At 60.6% G+C, this 26,488-nt stretch carries 26 protein-coding genes; 17 read left to right on the forward strand and 9 right to left on the reverse strand.

The window, feature by feature from the left end; all coding sequences use genetic code 11:
* Positions 1 to 2: 2 nt before the first annotated feature.
* The 11 genes from B5M41_RS17290 to rctB all read left to right on the forward strand — a co-directional run bounded on the left by B5M41_RS17290 (position 3) and on the right by rctB (position 10,488).
* Positions 3 to 674: a helix-turn-helix domain-containing protein gene (locus B5M41_RS17290; protein WP_134653081.1), complete on the forward strand. Its 672-nt coding sequence runs from the start codon at positions 3 to 5 to the stop codon at positions 672 to 674.
* Positions 675 to 874: 200 nt separating this feature from the next.
* The gene (locus tag B5M41_RS17295) at positions 875 to 1,780 is read left to right on the forward strand and encodes a class II glutamine amidotransferase (RefSeq protein WP_134653087.1); all 906 of its coding nucleotides are present in this window, start codon (positions 875 to 877) and stop codon (positions 1,778 to 1,780) included.
* A gap of 4 nt (positions 1,781 to 1,784) precedes the next feature.
* The gene (locus B5M41_RS17300) at positions 1,785 to 2,471 is read left to right on the forward strand and encodes a GltB/FmdC/FwdC-like GXGXG domain-containing protein (RefSeq protein ID WP_134653083.1); all 687 of its coding nucleotides are present in this window, start codon (positions 1,785 to 1,787) and stop codon (positions 2,469 to 2,471) included.
* 14 nt (positions 2,472 to 2,485) lie between these two features.
* On the forward strand, positions 2,486 to 3,814 hold the full coding sequence (locus B5M41_RS17305) for an FMN-binding glutamate synthase family protein (protein WP_134653085.1): 1,329 nt from the start codon (positions 2,486 to 2,488) through the stop codon (positions 3,812 to 3,814).
* An 82-nt stretch (positions 3,815 to 3,896) separates the two neighbouring features.
* A complete protein-coding gene (gene glnT, locus B5M41_RS17310; RefSeq protein WP_230640182.1) occupies positions 3,897 to 5,204 on the forward strand; it encodes a type III glutamate--ammonia ligase in 1,308 nt (435 codons plus the stop codon).
* 82 nt (positions 5,205 to 5,286) lie between these two features.
* Positions 5,287 to 6,171, forward strand: a complete 885-nt coding sequence (gene purU, locus B5M41_RS17315; protein WP_134653284.1) for a formyltetrahydrofolate deformylase — start codon at positions 5,287 to 5,289, stop codon at positions 6,169 to 6,171.
* A gap of 224 nt (positions 6,172 to 6,395) precedes the next feature.
* Positions 6,396 to 8,045, forward strand: a complete 1,650-nt coding sequence (locus B5M41_RS17320; protein ID WP_134653287.1) for an amidohydrolase — start codon at positions 6,396 to 6,398, stop codon at positions 8,043 to 8,045.
* Between the two features lie 60 nt (positions 8,046 to 8,105).
* Entirely contained in the window at positions 8,106 to 8,369 is a 264-nt protein-coding gene (locus tag B5M41_RS17325) for a hypothetical protein (protein ID WP_134653289.1), read from the forward strand.
* 252 nt (positions 8,370 to 8,621) lie between these two features.
* Positions 8,622 to 9,359, forward strand: coding sequence for a helix-turn-helix transcriptional regulator (locus tag B5M41_RS17330; RefSeq protein ID WP_134653305.1), 738 nt, complete (start codon positions 8,622 to 8,624; stop codon positions 9,357 to 9,359).
* A gap of 74 nt (positions 9,360 to 9,433) precedes the next feature.
* Entirely contained in the window at positions 9,434 to 10,090 is a 657-nt protein-coding gene (locus B5M41_RS17335) for an acyl-homoserine-lactone synthase (protein WP_134653303.1), read from the forward strand.
* 68 nt (positions 10,091 to 10,158) lie between these two features.
* The gene (gene rctB / locus B5M41_RS17340; RefSeq protein WP_134653301.1) at positions 10,159 to 10,488 is read left to right on the forward strand and encodes an SMa0974 family conjugal transfer regulator; all 330 of its coding nucleotides are present in this window, start codon (positions 10,159 to 10,161) and stop codon (positions 10,486 to 10,488) included.
* A gap of 38 nt (positions 10,489 to 10,526) precedes the next feature.
* Here the strand turns inward: rctB and B5M41_RS17345 are convergent, their stop codons facing one another.
* The 3 genes from B5M41_RS17345 to traA are packed head-to-tail and all read right to left on the reverse strand — an operon-like array spanning position 10,527 to position 17,920.
* On the reverse strand, positions 10,527 to 12,998 hold the full coding sequence (locus B5M41_RS17345; RefSeq protein ID WP_230640185.1) for a BID domain-containing T4SS effector: 2,472 nt from the start codon (positions 12,996 to 12,998) through the stop codon (positions 10,527 to 10,529).
* 2 nt (positions 12,999 to 13,000) lie between these two features.
* Positions 13,001 to 13,270 carry a hypothetical protein gene (locus B5M41_RS17350; protein WP_134653307.1) on the reverse strand — a complete coding sequence of 90 codons (270 nt, stop codon included), beginning with the start codon at positions 13,268 to 13,270 and terminating at the stop codon, positions 13,001 to 13,003.
* Between the two features lie 30 nt (positions 13,271 to 13,300).
* Complete coding sequence (gene traA, locus B5M41_RS17355) at positions 13,301 to 17,920, reverse strand: Ti-type conjugative transfer relaxase TraA (protein WP_134711085.1); 4,620 nt, start codon at positions 17,918 to 17,920, stop codon at positions 13,301 to 13,303.
* A 223-nt stretch (positions 17,921 to 18,143) separates the two neighbouring features.
* Here traA and B5M41_RS17360 point away from each other — a divergent pair, with 223 nt between their 5' ends.
* From B5M41_RS17360 to traG, 3 genes are read left to right on the forward strand one after another with little or no spacing between them, the layout of a single operon-like run.
* Positions 18,144 to 18,431, forward strand: coding sequence for a TraC family protein (locus tag B5M41_RS17360; RefSeq protein WP_134653319.1), 288 nt, complete (start codon positions 18,144 to 18,146; stop codon positions 18,429 to 18,431).
* Positions 18,421 to 18,651: a conjugal transfer protein TraD gene (locus tag B5M41_RS17365; protein ID WP_134653321.1), complete on the forward strand. Its 231-nt coding sequence runs from the start codon at positions 18,421 to 18,423 to the stop codon at positions 18,649 to 18,651. The genes B5M41_RS17360 and B5M41_RS17365 overlap by 11 nt, the downstream gene beginning before the upstream one ends.
* Positions 18,648 to 20,570 carry a Ti-type conjugative transfer system protein TraG gene (gene traG / locus B5M41_RS17370; protein WP_230640188.1) on the forward strand — a complete coding sequence of 641 codons (1,923 nt, stop codon included), beginning with the start codon at positions 18,648 to 18,650 and terminating at the stop codon, positions 20,568 to 20,570. The genes B5M41_RS17365 and traG overlap by 4 nt, the downstream gene beginning before the upstream one ends.
* A gap of 15 nt (positions 20,571 to 20,585) precedes the next feature.
* Here the strand turns inward: traG and B5M41_RS17375 are convergent, their stop codons facing one another.
* A complete protein-coding gene (locus B5M41_RS17375; protein ID WP_134653366.1) occupies positions 20,586 to 21,038 on the reverse strand; it encodes a hypothetical protein in 453 nt (150 codons plus the stop codon).
* A 163-nt stretch (positions 21,039 to 21,201) separates the two neighbouring features.
* A complete protein-coding gene (locus tag B5M41_RS17380; protein WP_134653368.1) occupies positions 21,202 to 21,642 on the reverse strand; it encodes a hypothetical protein in 441 nt (146 codons plus the stop codon).
* 509 nt (positions 21,643 to 22,151) lie between these two features.
* Between B5M41_RS17380 and B5M41_RS17385 the strand changes: the two genes are divergently transcribed.
* A complete protein-coding gene (locus B5M41_RS17385) occupies positions 22,152 to 22,418 on the forward strand; it encodes a WGR domain-containing protein (protein ID WP_134653372.1) in 267 nt (88 codons plus the stop codon).
* 100 nt (positions 22,419 to 22,518) lie between these two features.
* Here the strand turns inward: B5M41_RS17385 and B5M41_RS17390 are convergent, their stop codons facing one another.
* The 3 genes from B5M41_RS17390 to B5M41_RS17400 form a co-directional block, all read right to left on the reverse strand.
* Positions 22,519 to 22,668 carry a hypothetical protein gene (locus B5M41_RS17390; protein ID WP_167719564.1) on the reverse strand — a complete coding sequence of 50 codons (150 nt, stop codon included), beginning with the start codon at positions 22,666 to 22,668 and terminating at the stop codon, positions 22,519 to 22,521.
* A gap of 302 nt (positions 22,669 to 22,970) precedes the next feature.
* Positions 22,971 to 23,294: a DUF736 domain-containing protein gene (locus tag B5M41_RS17395; RefSeq protein ID WP_134653370.1), complete on the reverse strand. Its 324-nt coding sequence runs from the start codon at positions 23,292 to 23,294 to the stop codon at positions 22,971 to 22,973.
* A 713-nt stretch (positions 23,295 to 24,007) separates the two neighbouring features.
* On the reverse strand, positions 24,008 to 24,544 hold the full coding sequence (locus tag B5M41_RS17400; protein WP_134653374.1) for a hypothetical protein: 537 nt from the start codon (positions 24,542 to 24,544) through the stop codon (positions 24,008 to 24,010).
* Positions 24,545 to 24,839: 295 nt separating this feature from the next.
* On the opposite strand from B5M41_RS17400, the gene B5M41_RS17405 reads away from it, so the two are divergent.
* Positions 24,840 to 25,097 (forward strand): ribbon-helix-helix domain-containing protein, encoded by a 258-nt coding sequence (locus B5M41_RS17405; RefSeq protein ID WP_134653376.1) that lies wholly within the window; start codon positions 24,840 to 24,842, stop codon positions 25,095 to 25,097.
* A complete protein-coding gene (locus tag B5M41_RS17410; RefSeq protein WP_134653378.1) occupies positions 25,097 to 25,468 on the forward strand; it encodes a type II toxin-antitoxin system RelE/ParE family toxin in 372 nt (123 codons plus the stop codon). The genes B5M41_RS17405 and B5M41_RS17410 overlap by 1 nt, the downstream gene beginning before the upstream one ends.
* Before the next feature lie 60 nt (positions 25,469 to 25,528).
* Here the strand turns inward: B5M41_RS17410 and B5M41_RS17415 are convergent, their stop codons facing one another.
* Positions 25,529 to 26,467 carry a DUF2493 domain-containing protein gene (locus tag B5M41_RS17415; RefSeq protein WP_230640191.1) on the reverse strand — a complete coding sequence of 313 codons (939 nt, stop codon included), beginning with the start codon at positions 26,465 to 26,467 and terminating at the stop codon, positions 25,529 to 25,531.
* Positions 26,468 to 26,488: the final 21 nt, after the last annotated feature.

A 26,488-nucleotide genomic window follows, 5' to 3' on the forward strand; every position in this document is an offset into this window, starting at 1 on the left:
GAATGATAGGGGATAATGTCAAGTCAGGGCAGGCTCAGGTGCCCTTGTCGCAGGACCCGCATGCCACCCGCGAGCCGCGCGAAAACAATCTGGAAATGGCCATCGGCCACGAAGTCCGCACCTATCGCAAGGCGCTCGGCATCACGGTCAGCGACCTCGCCACCGCCACCGGCATGTCGGTCGGCATGTTGTCGAAGATAGAAAACGGCAACATCTCTCCCTCGCTCACGACGCTGCAATCGCTGTCAAAGGCGCTGGGTGTTCCGCTGACCTCGTTCTTCCGCCGTTTCGAGGAACCGCGGAACGCCACTTTCGTCAAATCGGGGCAGGGCATCAATATCGAACGTCGCGGCACCCGCGCCGGGCATCAATACAGCCTACTTGGCCATATCGATAACAATTCAAGCGGCGTCACGGTCGAACCCTATCTCATCACACTGACGGCAGAATCGGACGTTTTTCCGACGTTCCAGCACGAAGGCATGGAGTTTCTGTTCATGCTGGAGGGTGAAGTGGTTTATCGCCACGGCGACCAGCTCTACCAGATGGAACCGGGCGATAGCCTGTTTTTTGATGCCGATGCGCCGCACGGGCCAGAACAGCTTGTCAAACTGCCCTGTCGGTATCTCTCGATCATCTCCTATCCCAAACGGGATGGCGGGCGAGTTTCCTGAGAGGAATAACTTCAACCCAATTACCCACTAGTTCGTGCCCATTTCATAAGCATCCAGGCCCCAACCAAGGCGAATATTTGAGCATTCTGCACGAAAAAATATCCGATGTTTCTTTTTAGGAAACAATTATTCTTTTGAGTTGATTTGATAAAAATCGGGTGGTAGCTCTTCGTTCCAGCAAACGAATGGAGGCTACCGTCATGTGCGGCATTGTTGGACTATTCCTGAAGGACAAAAGCCTGGAACCTCAGCTCGGTGAGCTGCTTTCCGATATGTTGATCGTCATGACCGACCGTGGTCCTGACTCCGCCGGCATCGCCATCTACGGCAGTGCAGCAAATGGCCGCGCCAAGGTCACTGTGCAGTCGGCCAACCCTGATGCAGATTTCGCTGGTCTTGCAGATGCACTGAAGGCGGAGGGTATTGACGCTTCGATCGTCATCAAGAGCACCCACGCAGTTCTGGATATCCCGGCCGACAAGGCTGATGCGGTCCGAAGCGTCCTTTCCAATATCCGCCCAGACGTTCGCGTGATGGGCTCGGGCGAAAGTGTCGAAATCTACAAGGAAACTGGCCTTCCCAAGGATGTGGTTGCCCGTTTTGACGTCCGCTCGATGGCTGGGACCCACGGCATTGGCCACACCCGTATGGCCACGGAATCGGCTGTCACCACGCTTGGCGCGCACCCGTTTTCGACAGGCGCCGACCAGTGCCTCGTGCACAATGGGTCGCTATCCAACCACAACAATCTGCGCCGCGAGCTGGTGCGTGAAGGCATGACCTTCGAGACACAGAACGACTCTGAAGTTGCTGCTGCCTACCTCACTGCCGAAATGGCCAAGGGCAAGGATCTCGGCCAGGCGCTGGAAGGCGCACTCGACGATCTCGACGGTTTCTTCACCTTCGTGGTTGGCACCAAGTCGGGTTTCGGTGTCGTGCGTGACCCGATTGCCTGCAAACCCGCCGTCATGGCCGAAACCGACCAATATGTCGCTTTCGGTTCGGAATATCGCGCTTTGGTCAACCTGCCGGGCATCGAAAATGCCCGCGTCTGGGAGCCGGAGCCGGCAACCGTCTATTTCTGGGACCACGAGAAGGCCGCTTGAGACCATGCCGACATTTGATCTTTCCAACACTCCGCTTCGCGAACTCAACAGTGCCTTGCACGGCCTTGCTGCCGGTGCCAATGACACGGAATTCGAAGTCATCAACCCGCGCGGCAGCCATGCGGTTGCCGTCGGTATCGACAGCCCGGTCAAGGTCGCTGTTCATGGTTCCGTCGGTTATTATTGCGCAGGCATGAATGACGGCGGCACTGTCACGGTACACGGCTCCGCCGGTCCGGGCGTTGCAGAAAACATGATGTCCGGTGCCGTCTTCATCGATGGCGATGCCTCGCAGTATGCCGGCGCAACCGGTCGCGGCGGCCTGCTGGTCATCAAGGGCAATGCTGCCTCGCGCTGTGGCATTTCGATGAAGGGCATCGATATCGTTGTCCACGGCTCGATCGGCCACATGTCGGCCTTCATGGGCCAATCCGGCCATCTCGTTGTGTTGGGTGATGCCGGTGATGCGCTGGGAGATTCTATCTACGAAGCCAAGCTGTTCGTGCGCGGCGCCGTAAAAAGCCTCGGCTCGGATTGCATTGAAAAGGAAATGCGGCCCGAACATCTGGAAAAGCTGGCCGAATTGCTGGCCAAGGCAGGCGTCACCGACGTCAAGCCGGAAGAGTTCAAACGCTACGGCTCGGCCCGCAAGCTCTACAACTTCAACATCGACAACGCCGACGCGTATTAAGGCGAGGGACCATCATGAGCTATCACAACCCGCTGACGCCGCCACGCAAATCCGCCACCTTCGACGATGCCACGCTGGCGGAAATCCGCCGCGCTGCGGCAACCGGAATTTACGATATTCGTGGCGCCGGCACCAAACGCAAGGTGCCGCATTTCGATGACCTGCTGTTCCTTGGCGCATCCATTTCGCGTTATCCGCTCGAAGGTTACCGCGAGAAGTGCGATACAACGGTGACGCTTGGTACACGTTTTGCCAAAAAGCCGATCACGCTCAAGACACCGATCACCATCGCCGGCATGAGCTTTGGTGCGCTTTCCGGCAATGCCAAGGAAGCACTCGGCCGTGGTGCAACGCTGGCTGGCACATCCACCACCACCGGTGACGGTGGCATGACGGACGAAGAGCGCGGCCATTCGCAGACGCTGGTCTACCAGTATCTTCCATCGCGTTACGGCATGAACCCTGTGGATCTGCGCCGCGCCGATGCAATCGAGGTCGTTGTTGGTCAGGGCGCGAAGCCAGGCGGCGGTGGCATGCTGCTCGGCCAGAAGATTTCGGATCGCGTTGCCAATATGCGCAATCTGCCAAAGGGAATCGACCAGCGTTCGGCCTGCCGCCATCCTGACTGGACCGGCCCGGATGATCTTGAAATCAAGATTCTCGAACTGCGCGAGATTACTGACTGGGAAAAGCCGATCTACGTCAAGGTCGGTGGCGCACGCCCCTATTACGATACTGCGCTTGCCGTAAAGGCCGGTGCCGACGTCGTCGTGCTGGATGGCATGCAGGGTGGCACTGCCGCCACCCAGGACGTGTTCATCGAAAATGTCGGCATGCCGACACTCGCCTGCATTCGACCCGCCGTACAGGCGCTTCAGGATCTGGGCATGCACCGAAAGGTTCAGTTGATCATCTCCGGTGGTGTTCGCTCCGGTGCAGACGTGGCGAAAGCCATGGCACTCGGTGCTGACGCCGTTGCAATCGGTACGGCAGCACTGGTTGCCATCGGTGACAACGATCCGAAGTGGGAAGACGAGTATCGGAAGCTCGGCACCACGGCCGGCGCCTATGACGACTGGCACGAAGGCAAGGATCCAGCCGGCATCACCACGCAGGATCCGGAGCTGGCCGCACGTCTTGATCCGGTTCTGGCCGGACGCCGTCTCGCCAACTACCTCAAGGTCATGACGCTGGAAGCGCAAACAATCGCGCGCGCCTGCGGCAAGAACCACCTGCATAATCTTGAGCCTGAAGACCTCTGCGCATTGACCATGGAGGCCGCCGCCATGGCGCAGGTCCCCTTGGCCGGTACTAGCTGGTACCCGGGCAAGAGCGGCTTCTGATTTTATCTGAAAACTGGCGAGCCGCCTTTGGGAGGGGGCGGCCTGTCTTTCAAGAGTGTCTGATATCCAAAAGGGGAACGCGGTGACACTGGATCTCTCGCAATATGCCGAAAAGAACGGCATCAAGTATTTCATGATCAGCTACACGGACCTATTCGGCGGCCAACGAGCCAAGCTCGTTCCAACCGAAGCGATCGCCGGTATGCAGAAGGATGGCGCAGGTTTTGCAGGATTTGCCACTTGGCTTGATCTCACGCCTGCGCATCCTGATTTGTTCGCAGTCCCTGATCCGTCTTCTGTGATCCAGTTGCCTTGGAAAAAGGACGTTGCCTGGGTCGCCGCTGATTGTGTAATGGAAGACCAGCCGGTCGAGCAGGCGCCACGCGTTCTGTTGAAAAAGCTGGTCGCAGAAGCTGCGGAGAAGGGCCTTCGCGTCAAGACTGGCGTGGAACCGGAGTTTTTCCTGATATCCCCCGATGGTAGCGCAATTTCCGATGAGTACGATACAGCAGAGAAGCCCTGCTACGACCAGCAAGCGCTGCTGCGCCGCTACGACGTCATAGCGGAAATCTGCGACGCGATGCTTGAGCTTGGGTGGAAGCCTTATCAGAACGACCACGAAGACGCCAACGGCCAGTTCGAGATGAATTGGGAGTATGACGACGCGCTGGCGACCGCCGACAAGCATTCGTTCTTCAAGTTCATGGTCAAGTCGATCGCCGAAAAGCACGGCCTTCGCGCTACTTTCATGCCGAAGCCTTTCCAGGGTCTGACGGGTAACGGATGCCACGCGCATATCTCGGTCTGGGATCTGGACGGCAAGGTGAACGCCTTCGCCGACAAGGCAATGCCGTTCGGTCTCTCAGCCCAGGGCAAGACCTTCCTCGGGGGCATCATGAAGCATGCTTCGGCGCTGGCCGCTGTCACCAATCCGACCGTGAATTCCTACAAGCGCATCAACGCGCCGCGAACGACTTCGGGCGCGACATGGGCGCCGAACACTGTCACATGGACCGGCAATAACCGCACGCATATGGTGCGGGTCCCCGGTCCTGGTCGTTTCGAATTGCGCCTACCAGATGGTGCAGTCAATCCCTACCTCTTGCAGGCCATCATCATTGCCGCGGGTCTCTCAGGCATTCGTACTTCTTCGGATCCCGGCCGCCACTACGATATCGACATGTATAAGGAAGGCCATACTGTCACCGACGCGCCGAAACTGCCACTGAACCTGCTCGATGCATTGCGCGAATATGAGAAAGACACAGAGCTTCAAGCTGCTCTCGGCAAGGATTTCTCGTCGGCCTATCTCAAGCTGAAACACGGCGAGTGGAACAATTACTGCTCACAGTTCACCGCTTGGGAGCGAAACACGACGCTCGATATTTGATCGTTTCCCCGCCGCCCCTCTGGCGGCCTACTCCCCGCGCTTCGGCGCGGGGTTTTTCAACGATTGTGCGAAAGACCAACCGATGACGACATTTACGCTCACAGTAACCTGCAAATCGACGCGTGGCATCGTGGCAGCTCTCTCCGGTTATCTCGCGGAGCAAGGCTGTAATATCGTCGATAGCTCCCAGTTCGACGATCTGGATACCGCCCGTTTCTTCATGCGCGTCAGTTTTCTGTCGGAGCAAGGCAAAGGATTGAACGAACTCGCCGAAGGCCTGAAGCCGATTGCGATGAAGTTCGACATGGATGCGCAGATTCATGACGGCACATCGCGAATGAAGGTTTTGCTGATGGTGTCACGCTTCGGACACTGCCTGAACGACCTGCTCTACCGGTGGAAGATAGGTGCTCTGCCTATCGATATTGTCGGAGTGGTGTCCAATCACTTCGACTATCAGAAGGTCGTCGTCAATCACGACATTCCCTTCCACCACATCCCCGTCACAAAGGCTAATAAGCCGGAGGCTGAAGCGCGGATCATGGATTTGGTGCAGTCCACTGGCACCGAACTGATCGTGCTCGCCCGCTACATGCAGATCCTGTCGGATCGGATGTGTGCGGAGATGTCCGGCAAGATCATCAACATCCACCATTCTTTCCTGCCGAGCTTCAAGGGTGCCAACCCTTATAAGCAGGCCTATCAGCGTGGCGTGAAGCTGATCGGCGCCACCGCGCATTACGTTACCGAAGATCTGGACGAGGGTCCGATCATCGAACAAGACACGGTACGGATCACCCATGCGCAATCGGCAGACGATTATGTCTCACTTGGCCGTGACGTCGAGGCTCAGGTTCTCGCCCGAGCGATCCACGCCCATATCCACCGCCGTACCTTCATAAATGGTAATCGTACTATCGTTTTTCCGCCCAGTCCCGGATCATATGCGTCGGAGCGGATGGGATAGCCGGATCAGAGCTCTTTCTAGAGCTCGGTGAGCTTCTAAAATAGAAGCAATACCGATCAGCGTGATGGACGATGCCTTGTCCGTCACGCTTTTTTTTGGCGTTGGATATTTGAAACCCAATTAATTCTCAGTGCGAACTAAGACGAAAAGAATACCATTAACAGCATTTGACAACGAAAAATGACTTATGTACCGTCTTCTCAAACGAAAAAAGGACGAAGGCGATGAAGGTTATCCTCGGTAAAAATGTTATCCCCGTCGGTCAGGCCTACAGTGACCAGTGGCAGGGCGTTGTGGTCGATGGTCATCGCATCATTAGGATGATCCGTCGCGAGGATGTCGGTGCATTTGATGGGGCTGAATTGATTGATCTAGGCGACGCGACGATCCTGCCCGGCTTCATAGACGTCCATGCGCATTCTGAAGTAGTTTGTCGGACATCATATAAGACAATTGATTGCCGCGCCCCGGAATGCGGTACCGTATCGGATGTACAGGATGCGTTAAGGGCGGGCGAGGGCGACCTTGAAAAGGGCGAATGGCTAGTCGGTCAGGCCAATTTGTTTTTCGATCGCAAACTGGCTGAGCGGCGGCTCCCAACTTTGGCGGAGTTGGACCAGGTCAGCAAGGATAGGCCAATCGCGCTTCGTGCAGGTGGACATATCACCGTCCTTAATACTAAGGCCCTGGAAATCGCCGGGATCGATCGAAATTTCCGACCGCCAGAGCATAGCGTAACTGGAACGCCCGAAGTGATCAGGGACGAGAACGGAGAGCTGACTGGCGTTATTAAAGAAATGGATTCGCTGCTTCCTCTTCCTTCGCCTGACTCGCGCCAGCTGAAGGACGCAATCAAAGAGGGTCTGCAGAAGTACTTCACCGACTACGGTGTAACTACAATCGGTGAAATCTCAGAGACTGTGGCTGGGATCGAGTGCATGAACGATCTCGCGGAAGCTGGCGAGCTTCCAGCCAGCATGCGAATTTATCTCTGGTCGCCAGGCACGCTTGAGAGTCTGGAACGCGTTAAGAACTGGCGCGATCACATTAGGCTCACGGTTCCGGAGTGGCAACTCAGAATCCAAGGTTTGAAGTTGTTTTCGGACGGCGGTTTCTCCGCAAAAAGCGCGGCTGTAAATTGCTGCTACGTTGGGCATCCAGGCAGAAGCGGAAGCATCGCCTTCGATAAATATTTTCTTAGACGCGCCTTCATGATGATGCAGGAAAGCGGGCTCCAGATTGCAGTCCACGCGAATGGCGACCGCGCTCAAGACTGGCTTTGCGATATGGTTCACAAGATCGGCGGCGCCGGAACCGGTAGATCTAGAATGCGAATTGAGCACGCCGGAAATCTTTTGCCCAGTTCGAGAACTGCCGACAAATGGGCTCGAGCAGGTATAATTCCGGTGCCTCAACCAGTATTCCTCTACACATTTGGAGAATATTTCAGCGACTATCTCGGAGAATATGGAACGAGGGGCCGCTTCCCATTCAAGACACTCCTCAAGCAGGGTTGGCGCCTTTCGGGAAGTTCGGACGTTTGGATTGGATCTGAACGAGAAGCTACAAACCCATTCTTCAGTATTTGGTGCTGCATGAAGCGGCAAGCTTATTCTGGGATCTACATTGATACGGACGAGAGCCTGTCGTTTGAGGAGGCTCTCCGAATGCATACACTCGACGCAGCAGCAGCTCTTGGTGAGGAGGACGATCGCGGATCGATCGCCGCAGGGAAAGTCGCCGATCTAATCGCTGTCAAAGATGATCCTCGAACTATGACGCCCGATGAAATTAGAACGTTGAAACCATTCTTCGTGATGTCAAACGGAATGACGGTGAAGGATGATCGCAAGACATCGTTCGGAGTTAACTGATTGGCATAACGTGAACAGTTGTGGGGGGCCTGAACGCGAACATGTGACAACGATATACTGTTGCAAGATGGCCCTTCGTTCAACGATGCACTCAACAGAGCGACTGGAGCGGTGCTGGTGAAGGATAAGGCCATCGTTCTGATTGTTGATGGAAGTGAACGGATCTTTGAGTTCGATAGTAGCCTGAGTGAAGATGTGGCACTGCAAAAAGTTGGCGTCGCGGGACTTCCTGTTCATTCAGATCGCGAGCTTTATTTTGTTTTGGGTGGAACTGTATTCGTCGGGCTAGCTATCAGCATAGTATTATCGAATTATGCGTTTTAGCATAATCATCGGAGTGCCTACTAGAATTTCAGTTGAGCTTGTAGAACCGCTTCAACGGACGGATATCTGTCGAAACTGAAACTCAGCGCAATCTTGCTACGCGTGGATCACCGCGGACTACACTCGCAAGCACTTTCTTTTTCTCACAGTTCCATAAGATAGATTATCTGATAAGTTATAACATTACGTCCGCTTAACCAAAGGAGTGCGACTCTCCCCGAGCCAAACCGGCCGCAACCTTGGAGCAACCAAATGAATGCAGCAAGGCCATCTCGATTTGAGAGGATCGCTCTTGAGGTGCAAGATGCCGAAGACGTCCAGAGATCGCTTCACGTTTTCCAGATCGCATATGGGTTGGATTTCGCAACATATCACCTCGCGCTCACGATAGTGGATATCGTCGACACGCCTTACGTCCGCACGACTTACAACGCCAGCTGGGTTTCCCGCTATCTCCTGCGCGACTATGTCAAGATCGACCCTGTTCTCCGCGAGGGTCTCGTGCGGCAGTTGCCGTTCGATTGGCGTGACGTCGATATTCCGCAGACTGCTCACGAATTCTTGCTCGATGCACAGGATCATGGTGTTGGCGCCAACGGCTACTCGATCCCGATCGTCGACAAATCGCGACGGGCGCTACTATCATTGAATTCACGGCAGGCTGGCGACGAATGGAGCGCTACCGTGGCCCAGTATCGGGACGAATGGGTGGAGCTTGCCTTCCTGATCCATCATAAAGCGATCTTCGAGCTCCATGGCGAGCATGATCCCGTTCCGCAGCTTTCAACGCGCGAACTCCAATGCCTGCATTGGAGCGCTCTTGGAAAGGATAGCGTCGACATCGCCGTCATTCTGAAACTGTCCGAGCATACCACCCGTGCCTACATCAAGTCGGCACGCAACAAGCTCGGGGGCGGTTCGATCACCTATACGATCGCCCGAGCGATGCAGCTGCGCTTGATTCAGCCGTTTGGCAATACCCCCAACTAGGGGTACCCACCTGGGGAATATATCGCACGCCCCGCTGTATGCATGATCGCCTCTATCAACCTATGGAGGCGAAAATGTATATCCTTGTCCAAGGGCACGAGTATCATAAACATCGCGACCTGCTAGACCAGTCGTTCAGGCTGAGAAAAAAGGTCTTCGCGGACAAACTGGGCTGGGAGGTCGCCGTGTCCGGTCCACGCGAGCGAGACCGCTATGACGATCTACACCCGGCCTATCTGTTGTGGTGCGACGAGGAGAAGAAGCGGCTCTTCGGTTGCGTTCGTCTGATGCCAACGACAGGCCCGACTCTGCTCTACGACGTGTTTAGGGGCACGTTTCCCGACGCCTGCGATCTCGTCGCCCCGGGGATTTGGGAAGGCACGAGGATGTGCATCGACGAAGATGCGATCACACCGGAAATACGTCCGGATCGCGCGTTTTGCCTTCTGCTTTTGGCCCTCTGTGAGGTTGCACTCGACAGTGGCATCCACACGATGATCTCGAACTACGAGCCGTATATGAAACGGGTCTACAGACAGGCCGGCGCGGAACTCGATGAACTTGGCCGATCCGACGGATATGGACGTCTCCCCGTCTGCTGCGGTGCTTTTGAGGTTTCGAACCGCGTGCTCGCCGCGATGCGCCAAAAACTCAATGTGGCCGGCGGGCTTTATCGCCGGCCCGCCTTCCCGACCCGAGCTATTTCAGACTTCGCGCGAATACCGGCGTGAGACGCCTTGATCCGACCGAAGACACGCTCCGTTCGGCCGGGCCGCTTCGAAATCCTGGAGTTGTTGCAATGTACAAACATATCGCTGAAGCATTCGTGCCGGTTGGGCATGCCCAGTGCGTCGTCGAACAGCTTTGCACGAAATGCTGCGGTTATTGCCTGTCGGTCGCTATCGCTGGCGCCGACAAGCTCCTCACCTTCGAGGACGCCCGCGCGATCCTGCGGCCGGCCGATGCCGGCCTTCAGATGCGGGTCGAAGGACGGAACCTAGTGGTCTTCTGCGGCGTTCGATCGCTACTGCAGGGCCATCTTACCACGGTGGCGACTGTCCAGGGGACAGCGGTCGAATGGCATCCCGCCGGTCGCGTGCCCTTCAAGACCGATGGTCCCCTCTCGTAAAACTATCGAGAGCCGGGCAAGATCGGCAGACACCACGGTCAACGGCGAATTCCGATCTGGTTTCCACGAGAGAGATCGCGGTTCTGGCGTAGGTTTCTCTCCTGCACGGCCCGCGTCTGCTCGTGGACCTGTCTCAGCGTAGCGGCCTGGTCACGCGTCGCGCTGAGCGAAGAGGCGAGCCGAGCGACATTGCCCTCCTTCAGATCTGCCTTGTCTGCAGGCGAGAGACGCCTGCTGATCGCAAGCGTCATCGTCTCCAACTCACGACGAAGGGATGGTTCGCTGTTCAGGCGACGAACCTGATCGTGACCGTCGCTCCTCAAAATCTCCGTCAGCTTCGCCGACGGTGCCGGGATCTCGACCCGCTGCCGAGCCTGCTCTTCGCGATGCTGGGTAACGATCTGATGGCGCTCGAAATCCACCGCATGTCCGTAATCCGCGAGCGCCGCCGCAAGCTGAGGCGCGTGGGCTTCAGCTGACTGCCGCGCGGGACTTGGCCCCCGCAACCATCCTTTCCCCTCCCCGGCCATGTCCCCGAGACGGCCTTCCCGGACATCGTCGCCGGCAGCCGCACCGCTTCGTGCATCACGAATGCTCGTCATCGAAGATGCCACCGCCTGGCTATTGCCGAAGACCAGCCGCGATAGGTTCTCGATCTCGGCGCGCTTGTCGGCGAGACGCGTGGAACCATGCATCCTGTCGGCAATCTCCTTCTCGGTCAGATCCGGAACGTCGCGACCAGCCACGAGAACGTCGGGGCGATTGGCGCTGCGGCCTACCGACCGGTCCGGACCAAGACTGCGCACATTATCGGCAATGCCGCGCGAGAATTCCTCGGCCACGCGCCGCCGCGCGGCGTCAAGCCGTTCATGGCGTGCGGTCTCATCGAGGATTGCCTCCATCATGGCCTTCGCCCGCGCCCGGTTTTCCAGATCGCCGGTTCGCAGCCGCAGGTCGTCGACCATCGCGCGAAACGGTTCACCGCGTTGATCGACGATCGAGGTGGCGATCGCGGTGCGCTCGGCAAGCGCCATGTTCCGGTCCAGGCGTTGGCGGGTGCGGGCCACCGCCGCGGCGTATCCCGGCTCCACGATGTCGGACATGGCAGCACGCGCCGACATGCTTCCGGACGCGACGGCGTTTGCTGCCCGCGCCAGCGTCTTGCGCATGCCGGCCGTTTCCAGCCAGGAATCGACCACATTGGCCATGCGGGACAACCGGTCCGTTCGAGCGAAGACATCGCGATCGACGGCAGCCTGGTTAAGCCCCACATCGAAATGCTCGGTCAGCCGCTTACGCTCGCCATTCGGCATTTCGACAGCGAGGTCGGCTGGCAGGCGATGGGCGGCGGGAAATTCCTGGCTTCCGCGCTTGTCCTGGACTATGGCGCGTGTTGCGACGATCGTGCCGTCATCGGCCAGGAGGCCAAGGTCGCGGGCGGTTTCGACCAGTTTCAATGCCATGTAACTCTGTGACAGCCGCCCGACCGCATGTGCCTCGATATTGCCGATCGGGCGGCGCTCGGCGTCGCGTAGCGCATTGTCGTAGAGCTCGACGAACATACCAAGCGCGTCAGCGCGTGTCTGGAATATCGATCGCCCGCGCCGAGATCCATCATCGCTGTCCGCCTCGCGACGTTGCGCAAGCAGATGGTTCACGTCCTCGACGGCTCGTGTTCTGACGACCGCTATGCGGTCCTCTGGCGCGCGCCGCTCTTCCATGCGGGCGAGAATGTGATTCCAGTCGTCGGAGAAGCGCTGCAGTTCGCCGCGCGTCATCGGCCGCGTTTGCTCGCGCTTGAGAGTGGCCCGCGCGTCCGGGGGCTGCGTCCAACCGGCCGGGCCTCGCTCATTGTCATAGAGGACGATGCCACCCCGCGTTCGAAGCTGGACACGGTCGACAAGGTTTTCCGTCTCGACCTTTTCAAGGCTGACGCGCAATCCCGTAACAGCTGCGTCGTGAACATGCTGCGGCGGAATGCGCGCCGCGTCGCCGGCGTGCAGCATTTCCTCAAAACGAAAATGGTTCCCCTGCCAGCTGAGCCGTGGATTGACGGCGACCGCTCGAGCCTCGACCTCGTAACCGGTGGCGCGGGCCATAACGATCACGCGGGCGACATTTTCCGGCGTGCGCATCGTGGTTTCGAAGACGATGTTCACCTTGCGCTCGGCCGCCGCCGCCAGCAACTTTTCCGTCCACCGGCCGGCGTCGGCCTGGGTGAACTGCGATGCCGTCTCCGGATCCTGTTTCTGAAACGCACGAAACTGTGGGTGATAGGAGCGCAGATCGTCGCCGACGATACGGATCGTCGGCCCCGATTGGTCGAGCTCCGCATGGCTTGCGACGAGAACCGCCGTCTTGCCTGCCCCCGGCTGGCCGCCGAGCAAGATCATCCGCGGCCGCGCTACCGGCCTCATCGTCTCCGGCAGATAGTCGGGAAGGATGTCGTTGCGGAAAATGTTCTCATTCCGCGCCAGTGAAAGCGGGCCGGATGCCTGATCTTCCGCCATGATCAGAACTCCGCCCAGAACCGGGCGTCGTCCTTCACGCGCGGCCCCCAGAGCGCGATAACGCTCTCGACAGAATCGAGATCGTCAACGGTAATGCTTTGCTGCAGGGCGATCAGATCACGGCGCCGGGACCGAAGCGCTTCGGCCGCATTGGGATCGGCGGCTTCGAGCTCATAGACACGCGCGGTGATGATGGCCCGTGCCTGGTTGAGGATTTCGATGGCAATCTCGGCGCGGACGATCGCGTCGTAAGGGACTTCCTGTTCCGTCATGGTCTTCTCCTTCTCTAATCGTCGAAATACTTACCGGATGACGCCACGGCCGCGGTCGATCGCGCGGCGCTGGCGTTCCGCGACTATCTGCTGGCTGCTGCCCAGGCGGACGGTCTGCTGCAATATCTTCAGGCGCTCCTGCATCGCCTCGAATGGACGGCGCTGCCCAGGCGACACGCGGTTGATCACGTCCTTCTCACCGCGCAGGATCGCATCGCGGCCGAACCGCAGATCGAGGGACCGGCTGACGCCTGCAAATTCCTCCCAGATGCGGGCATCGAGCGAACCGGCTGCGACATTGAGCTTGGCGTCCTTCTTCTTCATGGCCGCTGAAAGCTCGCGCAATGCTTTGTCGGCCACCGGTGACAATCCTGGAATGGCGACGCTCATCCGTTGGCGCTCCTCCGTAATTGTCTGGGTCACTGTCGCGAGGGCCGTGGCATAGGACGCGCCCAGTGACCGGACGCGGCTCTCCGCTTCGGGCACGGCCTGTAGCGCCTCTTTTCGCTCGCGGCCGACCGCCAGCAATCTATCCATGATGCGATCAGAACCGCGCAGCGCACCATAGGCCGCGGGATCGTTGGCAACGGCCGCCGCGATCCGCTCGCCCGGAAAGCCTTTCACGATGAGGGTCTCGATCTTGTCGACGGCGCCGGCGGGATCGCGCCAGATACGCCCGGCCGTTTCGACAAGGGCCGCGCGATTGTGACCGTAATGGGCAACATCGCGCGCCCTCACCCGCGCTTCGTCTTCCACCGAGGTCTTGAACTCCGTCACGGCGGCAAGCATGGGCAACACGGCACTCGTCTCCTTCCCCGGCTCGACACTGGCGCCGGCGACCACCTTCGAGCGGTCCTTCTTTTCCGCAAGATGCTGTTCCTCGGCAAACCTGCGCACGACCTTGAAGAGCCGCGCCAGTTTCTCGCGTCGATCGGAACCAAGATCGTCCGGCATGCGCTCGACCATATTGCGCTCGGCAATGGCATCGGCTTTCTCCGTGAAGGCGGACCATCCAAAGCGCGCCGTCAGCGCCTCATTGACCACCTTGACTTCCTGAACCAGCAAACGGTCCTCGACAGCATAGGCGAAGGCGGTCCTGTAGGCGTCGGGGCCACCGCGCTCGCGGACCGCCTCGATTTCGACAAGACGCGCCATTGCCGGTTTCGAGAGCGCGGGGATGGACAGCGCCATATGCCCACGCCTCTGTTCCTCGCGAATGCCGAAGCGTTCGGCCTGGCGGCGGAATTCCGTCGCATGGGCACGCGCCAGCGGCAGCAAATCCGAAAGAGCGGCCGTTACGGCAGTGCGCTCGTCTCGCGCCGCGCGGCCATCGACCAGATGCTCGGATCCTTGCAGACGGCCGAGACGCTGAGGCGTCGCCGCAAGATCTTCAGCAAGGCGGCGCGGCTCCATGCCGCTGCCCGACGCCAACGCATTCAGCCTGGCCAGCGCGCCGTCAGGATCACGATAGATTTTCTCCAGGACCGGACGAAGAATGGCTTCCCGCTCCTTCCATCGATCCGAGGCAAGTTGTGCTCGGCGGGCTTCTTCGTCGATGTCGCGGGCAAATCGCGTCGTCGGCGGGATGAGGTAGGGTCGACCTGCGGGAACTTGTGCCGCGACGGTTTCGGACCGATCCTCATTATAGGAGATGCTCTTCTCGCGTTCGATGGCGAAACCGAGCGCCACGCTGGCGCGCTCCCAAAGCTTCGCCACCTGCCCGCGCTTCTCCGCAAGCCAGGCCAGTCGCCGAGAAGCCCCCTCCTCTTGTCGCGCCGCGACCTCGGCGAGTGTGTCGATACCGCGGCGACGGGCAAAGTCGCGCGCATGCGCCTGGTAGCCAGCCTCGCTCTCGAAATCGAGCGTCGTGGTCTTCGCTCCCGAACGGCCGAGACGTTCGACAATCTGCTTGAACAGTTCCGGCCGATGGCTTTCGCGCTCGATCCGCTCTTGGCGGGCGTCAGCCGGTTCGACCAATTTCGCCGTCCAGACATTGCGTTGAACTTCGCGTTTCTCCGTCCGCTTTTCGCCTGTCTCCGGATCGGTGACGACAACATCCACCTTGACCGTTTCGGTACCATCCTTGCGGAGCGTGACGGTGTCGCCTTCAGAGACGCCGCCTCTCGCTAATGCCTTCGGCAGGCTCACGCCCCAGACACGCTGGACGGTTCCGTCATCCGTGCGGACATCGGCATAGGGACTTTCCTTGGCATCCTCATCGTCCGGCCGGAACTTCGCCTCGCCAGTCTCCACAAGCTCACCGGTGACGCCGGCGGCGTGATCGGCGCGCGGCTTGCGGCCCCATTCCGGCTTCGGCTCGAAATCTTCGCGCGCCGCATAGAGCATTGCCTGATCGCGATGCCGGGTCATCGACACATAGGTCAGATGCTGGTCCATCATGCCGGTGGCGAGCACGAAGGTCCGGTCGACGGTGGCGCCCTGTGACTTGTGGATCGTTGCGGCATAGCCGTGATCGACATTGCGATAGCTGTCCTCGCTGATGACGACGTCGCGGCCATTGTCGAGGCGAACCGATAGCAATGAACCACCGCGGACGTCGCCGGTCGCAACCACCGTTCCGAGCATGCCGTTCTTCACATATTGCGGGCCGAGACGTCGTGCCCGCGATTCGAGGAAGCGAGCGTTTTCGAGAAAGATGATGCGATCGCCGGCAGCGAATTCGCGAATACCGCGCTCGGTCTGGAACTCCCGTGCGCCTGTCAGCGCGCCGGCCGCGTTCATCACGCCGCGCAGCTCTCCATTGAGACGCTTTACATCCTCGTTGGTATGGGCGAGCACCAGCATCTCGTCGCCCCGCAGCCGGCCGTCATGACCTTCCGCCTGTGACCGCGCGATCGCTTCCTGGCGTGCCGCGCTCCAATCCGCGACGATCCGCTCGACGACTTCGACGCGCTGCTCGGCTTCGACGATCTGTCCCCGCTGGGCATAGGCGTCCAACCCCTCCTCGACCTTGCCACGGGCGAAGAGACGCGAAGCATCGCGCGCCCAAGCTTCCCGTTGGCGGCGGACACCGGCAAGCTCGGCTGAACCGATCCGTTCGGATACCGCCCGGAAAGCCGCACCCGCCTGGATCGGCTGAAGCTGCATGGCGTCGCCGACCAGAACCGCCTTCGCGCCGGCATCCTCGACCGCCTTCAACACGCGCGCCATCTGATGCGACGACACCATGCCGGCCTCATCGATGACAAAGACATTGCCGCGCTCCAGAAGATCGCGCCCGTTCTCCCAGGCCATTTCCCATGAGGCGAGCGTGCGCGACTTGATGCCGGAACTGTCTTCCAGCCCTTCTGCCGCCTTGCCCGCAAGAGCAGCGCCGAAGACGCGATGATGTTCACCTTCCCAAGCAACCCTCGCAGCGGCAAGGAGCGTCGACTTACCCGCGCCGGCAAGACCGACAATGACCGCGATCGCACTATCGCCGGTGACGTGGCGGACGGCGGCGACCTGTTCCATGTCCAGCTTGAACGGCCTTTCGGGATCGGCGGTTTCGACCTGTCGCACCGCGGCGGAAACCTTCGTATCGGCGATGCCGAAACCGGTGCGCTTCGACAGCACTTCCGCCGACTGCGCCATGTCATATTCGATGCGCAGAATCTCGCGCGTGGTGAAGATCGCCGGCTCCGTCACCTTGCCGGTCTGCCGCTCCACCTGCTGGGGCTTCAACAGAACGAGATCGTCGGACGTCATCAGGCGCGCGCGAATGTTGGTGAAATCCTCGGGGTCGTCTACATAGCGATGCAGCGCCTTGGCGATATCCTTCTCATCGAAGGTGGACCGTTCGTTGGCGAGCTGCTTCAGCAGAAGCTCGGGTTCGGCGAGCAACCGGTCGGCCATGTCCTGCCGCCGCGCCAGATCGGCCGGCGCGAAATACATCTCGACACCCTTGCGGGCGAGTGCCGCTTTTTCCGGACCAAGATGTTTCTGCGCAATACCATCGAGGCCCTGCTCGGCGTAGGAGCGGCCGTCGAGACGGATATCATGACCGGCGAGCGCCAGATGGCGATTGGCCGTTTCCGCCCAACCGATCTTCCACTTCTTCATCGTCTCCTTGTCGCCGGCCCAGAGCTTGTAGACGATCTTGCCGTTCGGCCGATCCGGCGTGATGACGCGCAGCGGCTCGCCGTCGTGGCCGAGTACCGGAACCTTCTTCGGCCCGAAGCCCTCTTCTGTCAGGGGCCGCAGTGCCGTCATCAGATGGATGTGGGGATTGCCGTCCTTGTCGTGATAGACCCAGTCGGCGATCATGCCCTTCGAGGTCAGATTGTCCCGGACGAATGCCTGAACCAGGGCGATGTTCTCGGCCCGCGTCAGCTCCTCCGGCAGTGCGATGATCAGCTCGCGGGCAAGCTGGGCGTCCGCCCGCGTCTCGAAAGCTTCTACGGCATTCCACAGCGCCTCGCTCGCCGCAGCGACCGTCTTCCCATCGATAGCGATCCGCAACCAGGCCGGAACCTGATCCGGCAGCGCTAGCTCCTCGTGCTTCAGTTCGGCTGCCCCACCGCGATAGCTGAAGGAGGTTCCGACCTGCTCGTCCATCATCCGGGCGCGGTGGCGGTACGCGGCGGCCGAGACGATGCTGCGTCCCGCTCCCCTGCTGATTACCTGCGCTCTGACGAACATGATCGCCACGACTGTCTCCCAATCTCCCAAGCACGTCGCGCCAGCGACGTATATTGCGCCCTCAAATCGATCGGACCGCAGGTCCGATGCCGCTTTTCCGGAAGACGGCCCAAGCCGGAATTCCGGCATCGACGTTTTGGGGACTTGCACAAGGTAGCTTATTTTACTATCGTTTTCTAGTCAGTATAATCGACCATCGGCAATATTCGCTCCAACAGAGGAAACCTTATAAATGGCCGCAAAGTCGTCAATTCTGGATATCGACGCGCAAATCGAGAAGCTACGTGAACGTCGTAAAACTTTGATAGTAAAATCCGCTGAGCGTTTTGCGCGGGCCGCCACGAAAGCCGGACTGGCGGAGATGGAGATCGCGGACGAGGAGGTCGATCGCATCTTCGAGGAGATCGCGGCGCGATTTCGCAAAGCGGAGAAGAAGGGGGCTGGTGGCGCAGCTGCTTCGCCGCGTGGACAGCCAGGTGGCGGGACTGGAGCGGCGACGGAGGTTTCTCATGACGGCTGATCGCAAGAAGGAGGCCCGCGAGAAATTCCTGCTCGGCGGGATCGTCGTCCGGGCCGGTCTGTCGAAGGCCGACCGGGCGTTTCTGCTCGGCGGGCTGCTCGAACTGGCGCGCATCGGGTCCGCTTCGCCGGAATATCGGCGCCTGCGTGATGTCGGTGAGGAAGCCTTCAAGGCTCCTGCTCTCGATGGCGGTCGTCCGATGCTGGAGGCTGCTGAGTGATGGTACGAGCCAAACCGCATCCGAGCCTGTTGCTCATTCTCGTGCCGATCGTCGTTTCCGGTTTTGCGTTCTATGTCGCCAACTGGCGCTGGCCCGAACTGGCAACGGGGATGACGGGGAAAACGCAGTATTGGTTTCTGCGGACGTCACCAGTTCCGGTCCTTCTGTTCGGACCGCTCGCCGGCCTCCTTACTGTCTGGGCGCTGCCGCTGCATCGGCGTCGCCCGATCGCGGTGGCAAGCTTCATCTGCTTTCTGCTGATGGCGGGCCTCTATGGGCTGCGTGAGATTGCCCGGCTTTCACCCTATGTCGAGCGCGGCGCATTGAGCTGGGATCAGGCACTCTCCTTCCTCGACATGGTCGCGGTGGCCAGTGCGGCGATCGGCTTCATGGCGGCGGCGGTGTCGGCGCGCATTTCCAGCGTCGTGCCCGAACCGGTCAAACGCGCCAAGCATGGGACCTTCGGCGACGCGGATTGGCTGCCGATGGCCGCGGCCGCTCGGCTGTTTCCGGACGATGGCGAGATCGTCGTCGGTGAGCGGTATCGTGTCGACAAAGAACTCGTCCATGCGCTGCCGTTCGATCCGAACGATCCATCGACATGGGGCAAGGGCGGAACAGCGCCACTGCTCACCTACAAGCAGGACTTCGATTCCACGCACATGCTCTTCTTTGCCGGGTCCGGTGGCTACAAGACGACGAGCAACGTCGTACCGACCGCGCTGCGCTATACCGGCCCGATCATTTGCCTCGATCCGTCCACCGAGGTCGCGCCCATGGTGGTCGAGCATCGCCGTAAGGCGTTGCGGCGGGAGGTCATGGTGCTCGATCCGACCAACCCGATCATGGGCTTCAACGTCCTCGACGGGATCGAGACTTCGACGAAAAAGGAAGAGGACATCGTCGGCATCGCGCATATGCTGCTGTCGGAAAGCGTGCGCTTCGAAAGTTCCACCGGCTCCTACTTCCAGAACCAGGCGCACAATCTGCTGACCGGGCTTCTGGCGCATGTGATGCTGTCGCCGGAATTTGCCGATCGGCGAAATCTGCGGAGCCTGCGCCAGATCGTCTCGGAACCGGAGACCTCCGTGCTCGCCATGCTCCGCGACGTTCAGGAGCATTCGGCCTCCGCCTTCATCCGCGAAACGCTCGGCGTGTTCGTCAACATGACGGAGCAAACCTTCTCGGGCGTCTATTCGACGGCATCGAAGGATACGCAGTGGCTGTCTCTCGACAACTACGCCGCCCTTGTCTGCGGCAATATGTTCAAATCCGCCGAGATCGCCGCAGGCAAGAAGGACGTGTTCCTCAATATCCCCGCTTCGATCCTGCGGTCCTATCCGGGCATCGGCCGGGTGATCATCGGCTCGCTGATTAATGCGATGATCGAGGCCGACGGCGCGTTTCAGCGCCGGGCCCTGTTCATGCTCGATGAGGTCGACTTGCTCGGCTATATGCGGGTGCTGGAGGAGGCGCGCGACCGCGGCCGCAAATACGGGATCAGCATGATGCTGATGTACCAGTCCGTCGGCCAGCTTGAGCGGCATTTCGGCAAGGACGGCGCGGTGTCATGGATCGACGGTTGCGCCTTTGCGAGCTACGCCGCGATCAAGGCGCTCGACACGGCGCGCAACGTCTCGGCGCAATGCGGGGAGATGACCGTCGAGGTGAAAGGCAGTTCGCGCAATATCGGCTGGGATACGAAAAACAGCGCCGCGCGGAAATCCGAAAGCCTCAACTTCCAGCGCCGGCCGTTGATCATGCCGCACGAGATCACCCAGTCGATGCGCAAGGACGAGCAGATCATCATCGTACAAGGGCACAGCCCGATCCGTTGCGGACGCGCGATCTATTTCCGGCGTAAGGAGATGGACGCAGCGGCTGAGGGCAATCGGTTCGTCAAAGCCGACAGACCGTGAGATCCCAGAAGGCGGTCAACGCCAGTCGGGACGCTGGTATCGGATGGCAGGGTCTTCTGTACCGGGCGGCGCGATCCAGTCGACGAACCTCGAATAGCCCACGGGAATGCCGATGAAGCCGACGGCCATCAGCAGGAAACCCCAAAAGGGCATCCCATTGGCTACTTCGGGTTTGACGAAAGCGACGAACGCGATCAGCGGCATGATGAGACCGCCGAGCATCATCACGCTGACGACTGGGCGAAGCAGGCAGAGCAGGAAAAAGGCGAGGTGCCAAATGCCATGGAGGACGCCGTGGAAGGTTCCTACCACGATGGCAGCGAACGCACGGGCGATATATCGTTGCAACCGAAAAAGCGGGTTCCGCCTTTCCGGCCGTCCGTTCAAATCGGCAATGGCTCGTTCTTCGATCATCGCGGCAGCAACCTTGTTCTGGAAGGATGCGCCATCGATCGACAGACGGCGCATACTATCGGATTTCAGTGAGTCTAGTCTCGGCGGATGGGCGAGGCAAGCAAAGATCGACGACGCACGTGTCCTGTTGAGGGGACCAGCCTACGAGGCCTCAACGGGGTGATGCTTTGCCAGATGTAAGATTGAAGGGAGGCGCGAACGCCTCCCTTTTTGTTGTTCACACGCGCGCCGCGATGAACTCGATGCCGGTTCGGCTCTGGATGGCATCGAAGATTTCCGCGAGGCCCTCCAACTCCGAAGCCGGAACGACGGTGTAGTTGAGGCCGACCCAGCAGGTCTCACCTTCGCAGATGATGTCCTCATGGATTTCGTCCAATACCGAAACCGGACCTTCCTTGATCCAGCGACGTTCGAATACCGTGCAGCGGTGATAGATCTCATAGATGAAATCGCCAGTGGGTGTGCCTTTGCCGGCGGCGAACTGCTGCTCGCGCTCGATCTCGTCGTGAAGGTCCGCAGTGATTTCGTCGAGCCACGAAATCAGCCGGTCGTGAGCACGTAGCGCAACATCGGTCTGGCAAGCGGCTTGGTTCGCGAGGATTTCGTCGTGGAAGCCAGCGATGGTCGGGACGAGTGCGCGTGCGTTGAACGTCATCATGATATGTCTCCTTTCGATTGACGGAAGGTGTCCACGTTGTTGCCCGGCGGGGGTCAAGGACCGCGGAACGCGGCTTGCAAGCGGATAGGCTGATTTTCTGATGTCGCCTTTCGGGCGGCGGCAGAAAATCTGCGTATTCGCGCCGTCCTTGAGGCCCGTTGGGCTGGCGTATCATTGGACGTCAGAAGAAGAGCCCCCGCGCCCCCTGGGGCGCGGTCCGTATCCGGCGATGAGCCGGCGGGGAGCGTGAGGGGAAGCCCCTTGCGGCGAGGCGGCCGGTCGATCCGGCCGTTTCGCCCCGCGAGAGTGAGCGTCACCGAAGGACGAGACGGCAACGCCGGCTCGGGGAGCGCCGGAACGGCGCGAGTAGGGAGCGGCCGGCCGCAGGCCGGCTCGCCCAAAGTACCCTCTATCCCGACCCGCCAACCATCACGAAGATGAATCGGATCGTCGGATTCGATTCATAACTGTCGTTGGACGCCGGAAGCGGGACAGGCGATTCTCCGACAATGCTCATCCAGCCCTATCACCTCTATGTCGAGCGCGTGGATCATGACCGGAACATGGCGCGCTTCTATACGCTCGCGATCGAACCCACGCTGTTCGGCACGCCGCGTCTCCTGCGGCGCTGGGGCAGGATCGGCACGCTCGGTCGGACGATGGTGCATCATTTCGATAGGGAGGAGGAGGCTGTCGCGCTGTTTCTCGACTTGCTGCGCGAGAGGCGTGCCCACGGATATCAGGTGAAGCGCATTGAGGCGCTGGCGCGCGGATGATGCTCGGCGAACATGGAGACGCGGGCGTGAGGCACAGCCTCGGGTCGGGGCGCCGGTCGATCCGGCGCGTCGGCCCCATCGTGCAAGGCAAAAGCCTCCCTCAGTGGGGAGGCTCGGCGTCTTCGGCGGCGATGAGTGCGGCCAGTTCGGCGCGGGCCTGTTCCAACTCGGCCTCGATCTGGGCGCGCTCGGCCGGGTCGCAGTGGTTCGCTTCGCGGCGCAGTTCTTCGATGTGGTTTTCGAGGGTCATCGTCATCTCCTTTTGATGTGAAAGATGACGGTGTCGGCCATGACGAAGCGGTGCGGGTCAAAACCCGCTTTAGCGGCTCGCGCGTGGGGGAGCCGATTTTTTTGTCGAGCCGCTTCAGCGGTTCGGCGGAAAAATTGGGGGTACCACGCGGTTTTGACGCGCGCCGCTTCGTCATGGCAGACTTGGCATTCTGAGCAGACAGACCTTCCTCTCGTGGGGCACCCTGACATGCGCACCGGTTCGCGATCGTGGCTGGAAGCACGCGAGGAAGCCGGCCCCTTGCGGGGCCGGTTCGGTTCGGGTCACTCCGGGTTGTTCCAGAGGAGCACCTTCTTGCCGTCTTCGCCGCCGGGTGCGGGGGCCAGGTTCCCGAAGATGACGCCGATCTCGGGGGCCTCCATCCGGATCGAGACGTATTCTGCCCCGCTGCGCGGCGAGACCCGGTTCCAGCCCGCGCCGATCTCGAACCCGGTGCGCTTGTTGATGACGCGGTAGTCCGGGGCGTCTTCGCGGGACTTGTGGGCGTTGGGGAGGACGGCGATCGGGGCATTGACGCGGAGCGTGGCGAAGACGCCTTCCATCGAGCCGTCGGCCTTGGTGGTGAGGTTTGCGATCGTGGATGCCATGGTAGTTCTCCTTCGGTTCCATCGGGACCGTTCCCGATGGCGGCAAAGGAGAGGGCTGATCTGCTGCGGTCAGCTCGGCGGAAAATTTTGCAAAATTCGATTTGCCGCCAAAGCGGACAAACCGAAATCGAATTTTGCAAAAATTTCTGTCGAGTCTTACCCCTTCAGGGGTTGGCCGCAAAAGCAGGCAGTCCTCTACAAAGTCGGCATCAATGGGAACGGGCCGGGTGGAACCGGAGGCGATGCGTGCCCTGGCGTCCTGACTTGCAGCCTCTCTGCCAGCGCTGCGACGGCTCGTGGATGCGCCTTTGCCTGTCGGTCTGCCGGCCATTGCCTTCGCCGCCCTTCCCGCACGATCACCCCGCGAGGGCGCTCCGGGGTGCCGACGTCATCGCAAGCGCCCGGTGTTCGACGGCGTGGGTTGGGTCCGGGGTGAGACGTGCAGCGGGTCCGATATGCCGCGTCTCGACCCGGATGGCGGCCTTCGAGACAGGCATTATCTTCCGCATCGGTCCTGGCCGTCGCCCCGGCGGCGAAGAAGGCGAGAAGACGATCCTTCTGCGCACGACACCGGAGAGGCCGAGCGGACTGGTCCCGCAAGGGGCCGGCTTCCTGACGGGCGACGGGAAGCCACGGGGATCATCGGCAAACGCCGGCGTGCTGTCGGCGGGTGGCGGGCGGCGGGCGGACACGCCACCCGCCGAACAGGCGTGTCATCTCCCCTTGGCGAGATGGCGTTCCTCGTCGGTCATGCGTGCCTCGATCCGCCCCACCAGATCCCGGCCGGCATTGCGCAGCATCGCATGCCAATCGGGAACGTTCCGAAGCGTGAACGTCGCGCTGCGCATCGTGTCGTAGACGACGCAGGGCGAGCCGGCTGCCGCAAGGCGCAGCATGTTGAGGCAGGTTCCCGGCGAAGCGCCATCCCAGACCATCAGCCCGTAATCGGCGCGCCGCGCCATCTCGCGGTCCTTTTCGGCATGAAAGGCGTAGCCATGCGCGCCACCCGGCGCAGGCCGGTGATAGGCCGCCCAATCGCCGAGATTGTTGCGCGGCTCGCTGCTGGCATGGAAGACGCCGACATGCTCATAGCCATAGCCGGCAAGCAGGCTCTGCGCCTCCGCATCGGCTCCGGGCGCATCGCCAACCAGCACGCCATGCTCGGCGGCGATCATCGCGCCGATGCGCGCTATCACCGGTTCCGGCAGTTCGAATATGTCGCGTGATCCGCCTACGAATATCATCGCCATGGTCGCTCTCCTTTTTCTACCAACAGGCCTCCCCCTCCCGGCCCATCTCTCCCCTCTAGGCCACCGCATCGTGTCGAAGGAGCGGAACGGCGAAGCCGTTCCGCGGGCCGGCAGAGGATCGGGCCGGCCTTCGGCCGGCGTTTGCTGCGCGGGGAAGAAACGGGAACCAGCCGTGCGAGCCGTCTGATGAGGATCGTGGCCTACGCCGGCAGCGCCAGGCCGATGTCAAATATTGACATTGACGTGCCGGTGCGGGAAAATCCGCCTCGACATTTCCAACCGGGAGGGTGCGGCCATGACCAGCAGCCTGCATGTAAGTTTGCCCGACGAAATGCGCGCCTTCGTCGACATGCGCGCAAACGGTAAGAACCAGTACACGACGCCGAGTGAATATGTGCGCGCGCTCATCCGCGAAGACATGGCGCGCGAGGAAGACCGCCGTTATGCGGTCCGCTCCCTGCTGAAGGCGGAGGAAGAATTCCGGCGCGGGGAGATGCTGCCCCTGTCCGCCCTGGATGCCGTCGACGCGGAACTGGACGAAGAGCTGCGTTAGTGGCTCCCCGCATCCTTATCCTGCCGACGGCGTTGGAAAACTACCGTCTCGCGATCCGCGAGACGGCGCGGGTCTGGTCGCTGCAACAGGCGAAAGCCTATGGCCACCTGCTTCGCAAGGGCTTCGAGGAGATCCCCGAAGCCTATGCCCGCGTGCGCACGAAGAAGGACGAGCGGGTGGGCCATTCCCTGTTCCGCCTCCACAAGATCGAGCATCACTATGCTGCCTATATCGTGGTGGACGACGCGACTTTTGTCGTCGCGGCTGTGCTGCACGAACGGATGGACATTCCCGCGCAACTGCGCACCGTGGAACGATTGACCGACCGCGAATATGAGAGCCTGATGGGCCATCCTCGCCCGAAACGCTAGGGACGCTTCGACGCCGGGCTGAACGCCCGGCGGATAAGAGCCTGAAGAGAGAAAGGGCGCTCACGCGCCCTCTCCTTTCAGTTCCCAGACGGTGATGCCGAAGCGGCGGGCCTTGTCGCGAAGGTTTTCGGTGATGCCGGAGCCAGGGAAGACGATGACGCCGGCCGGCATCACGGAGAGCATCTCGTCGTTGCGGCGGAACGGAGCCGCTTTCGCGTGCTTGCTCCAGTTCGGCTTGAAGGCGACCTGCGTCACGCCGCGGGATTCTGCCCAGCAGGCTGCGATGCGTTCAGCGCCCTTCGGCGAGCCGCCGTGCAGCAGCACCATGTCGGCGTGCTTGGCGAGCGCCTTGTCGAGCGCGGCCCAGATCCGCTCGTGATCGTTGTAGTCCAGGCCGCCTCCGAAGGCGATCTTGGTGCCGGCCGGGATCAGGACCTCGGTCTCGGCGCGGCGGCGGGCGGAGAGGAAGTCTCTGGAGTCGATCATCGCCGCGGTCATGTTGGCGTGATTGACCTTCGAGCCGGTGCGCGGACGCCATGTCGAGCCGGTCTGGGCCTCGAAGAGGTCGCTGGCGAAATCGCGCATGAACTCGAAGGCGTTGCGGCGCTCGAGGAGCGTGATGCCTTCCATGATATGCCGTTCGAGTTCGACGCTCTTGACTTCCGAGCCGTCCTGCTCGCGCTGCCCGTTTCTCTGGGCGTCCTCGTTGCGCTGCAGCTCGCGCTGGATGCGCTCGCCGGCGCGGTGGAAAAGATTGACGGTCGACCAGAGCATGTCTTCGAGATCGGGTTCCAGGCGCGTGTCGCCGAGCATTTCGAACATCGCGTCGAACAACGCGGTCAGCGCGGACTGGACGACCGGCTCCTCCGGCAGCGGGCGCGGGTCCGGCTCGTCCTGGAACGGACGATAACCGTAGACCTGCATCTCGTAGATGACCCGGTCGGTCGGGGACGATGCGTGGAGCTCGGTAGCGGCGTCGATGGGAAGCTGGACGTTCATGGTGATCTCCGTCGGTTGCGG

The sequence above is a fragment of the Shinella sumterensis genome (genome assembly GCF_004514425.2).
GTDB lineage: Bacteria > Pseudomonadota > Alphaproteobacteria > Rhizobiales > Rhizobiaceae > Shinella > Shinella sumterensis.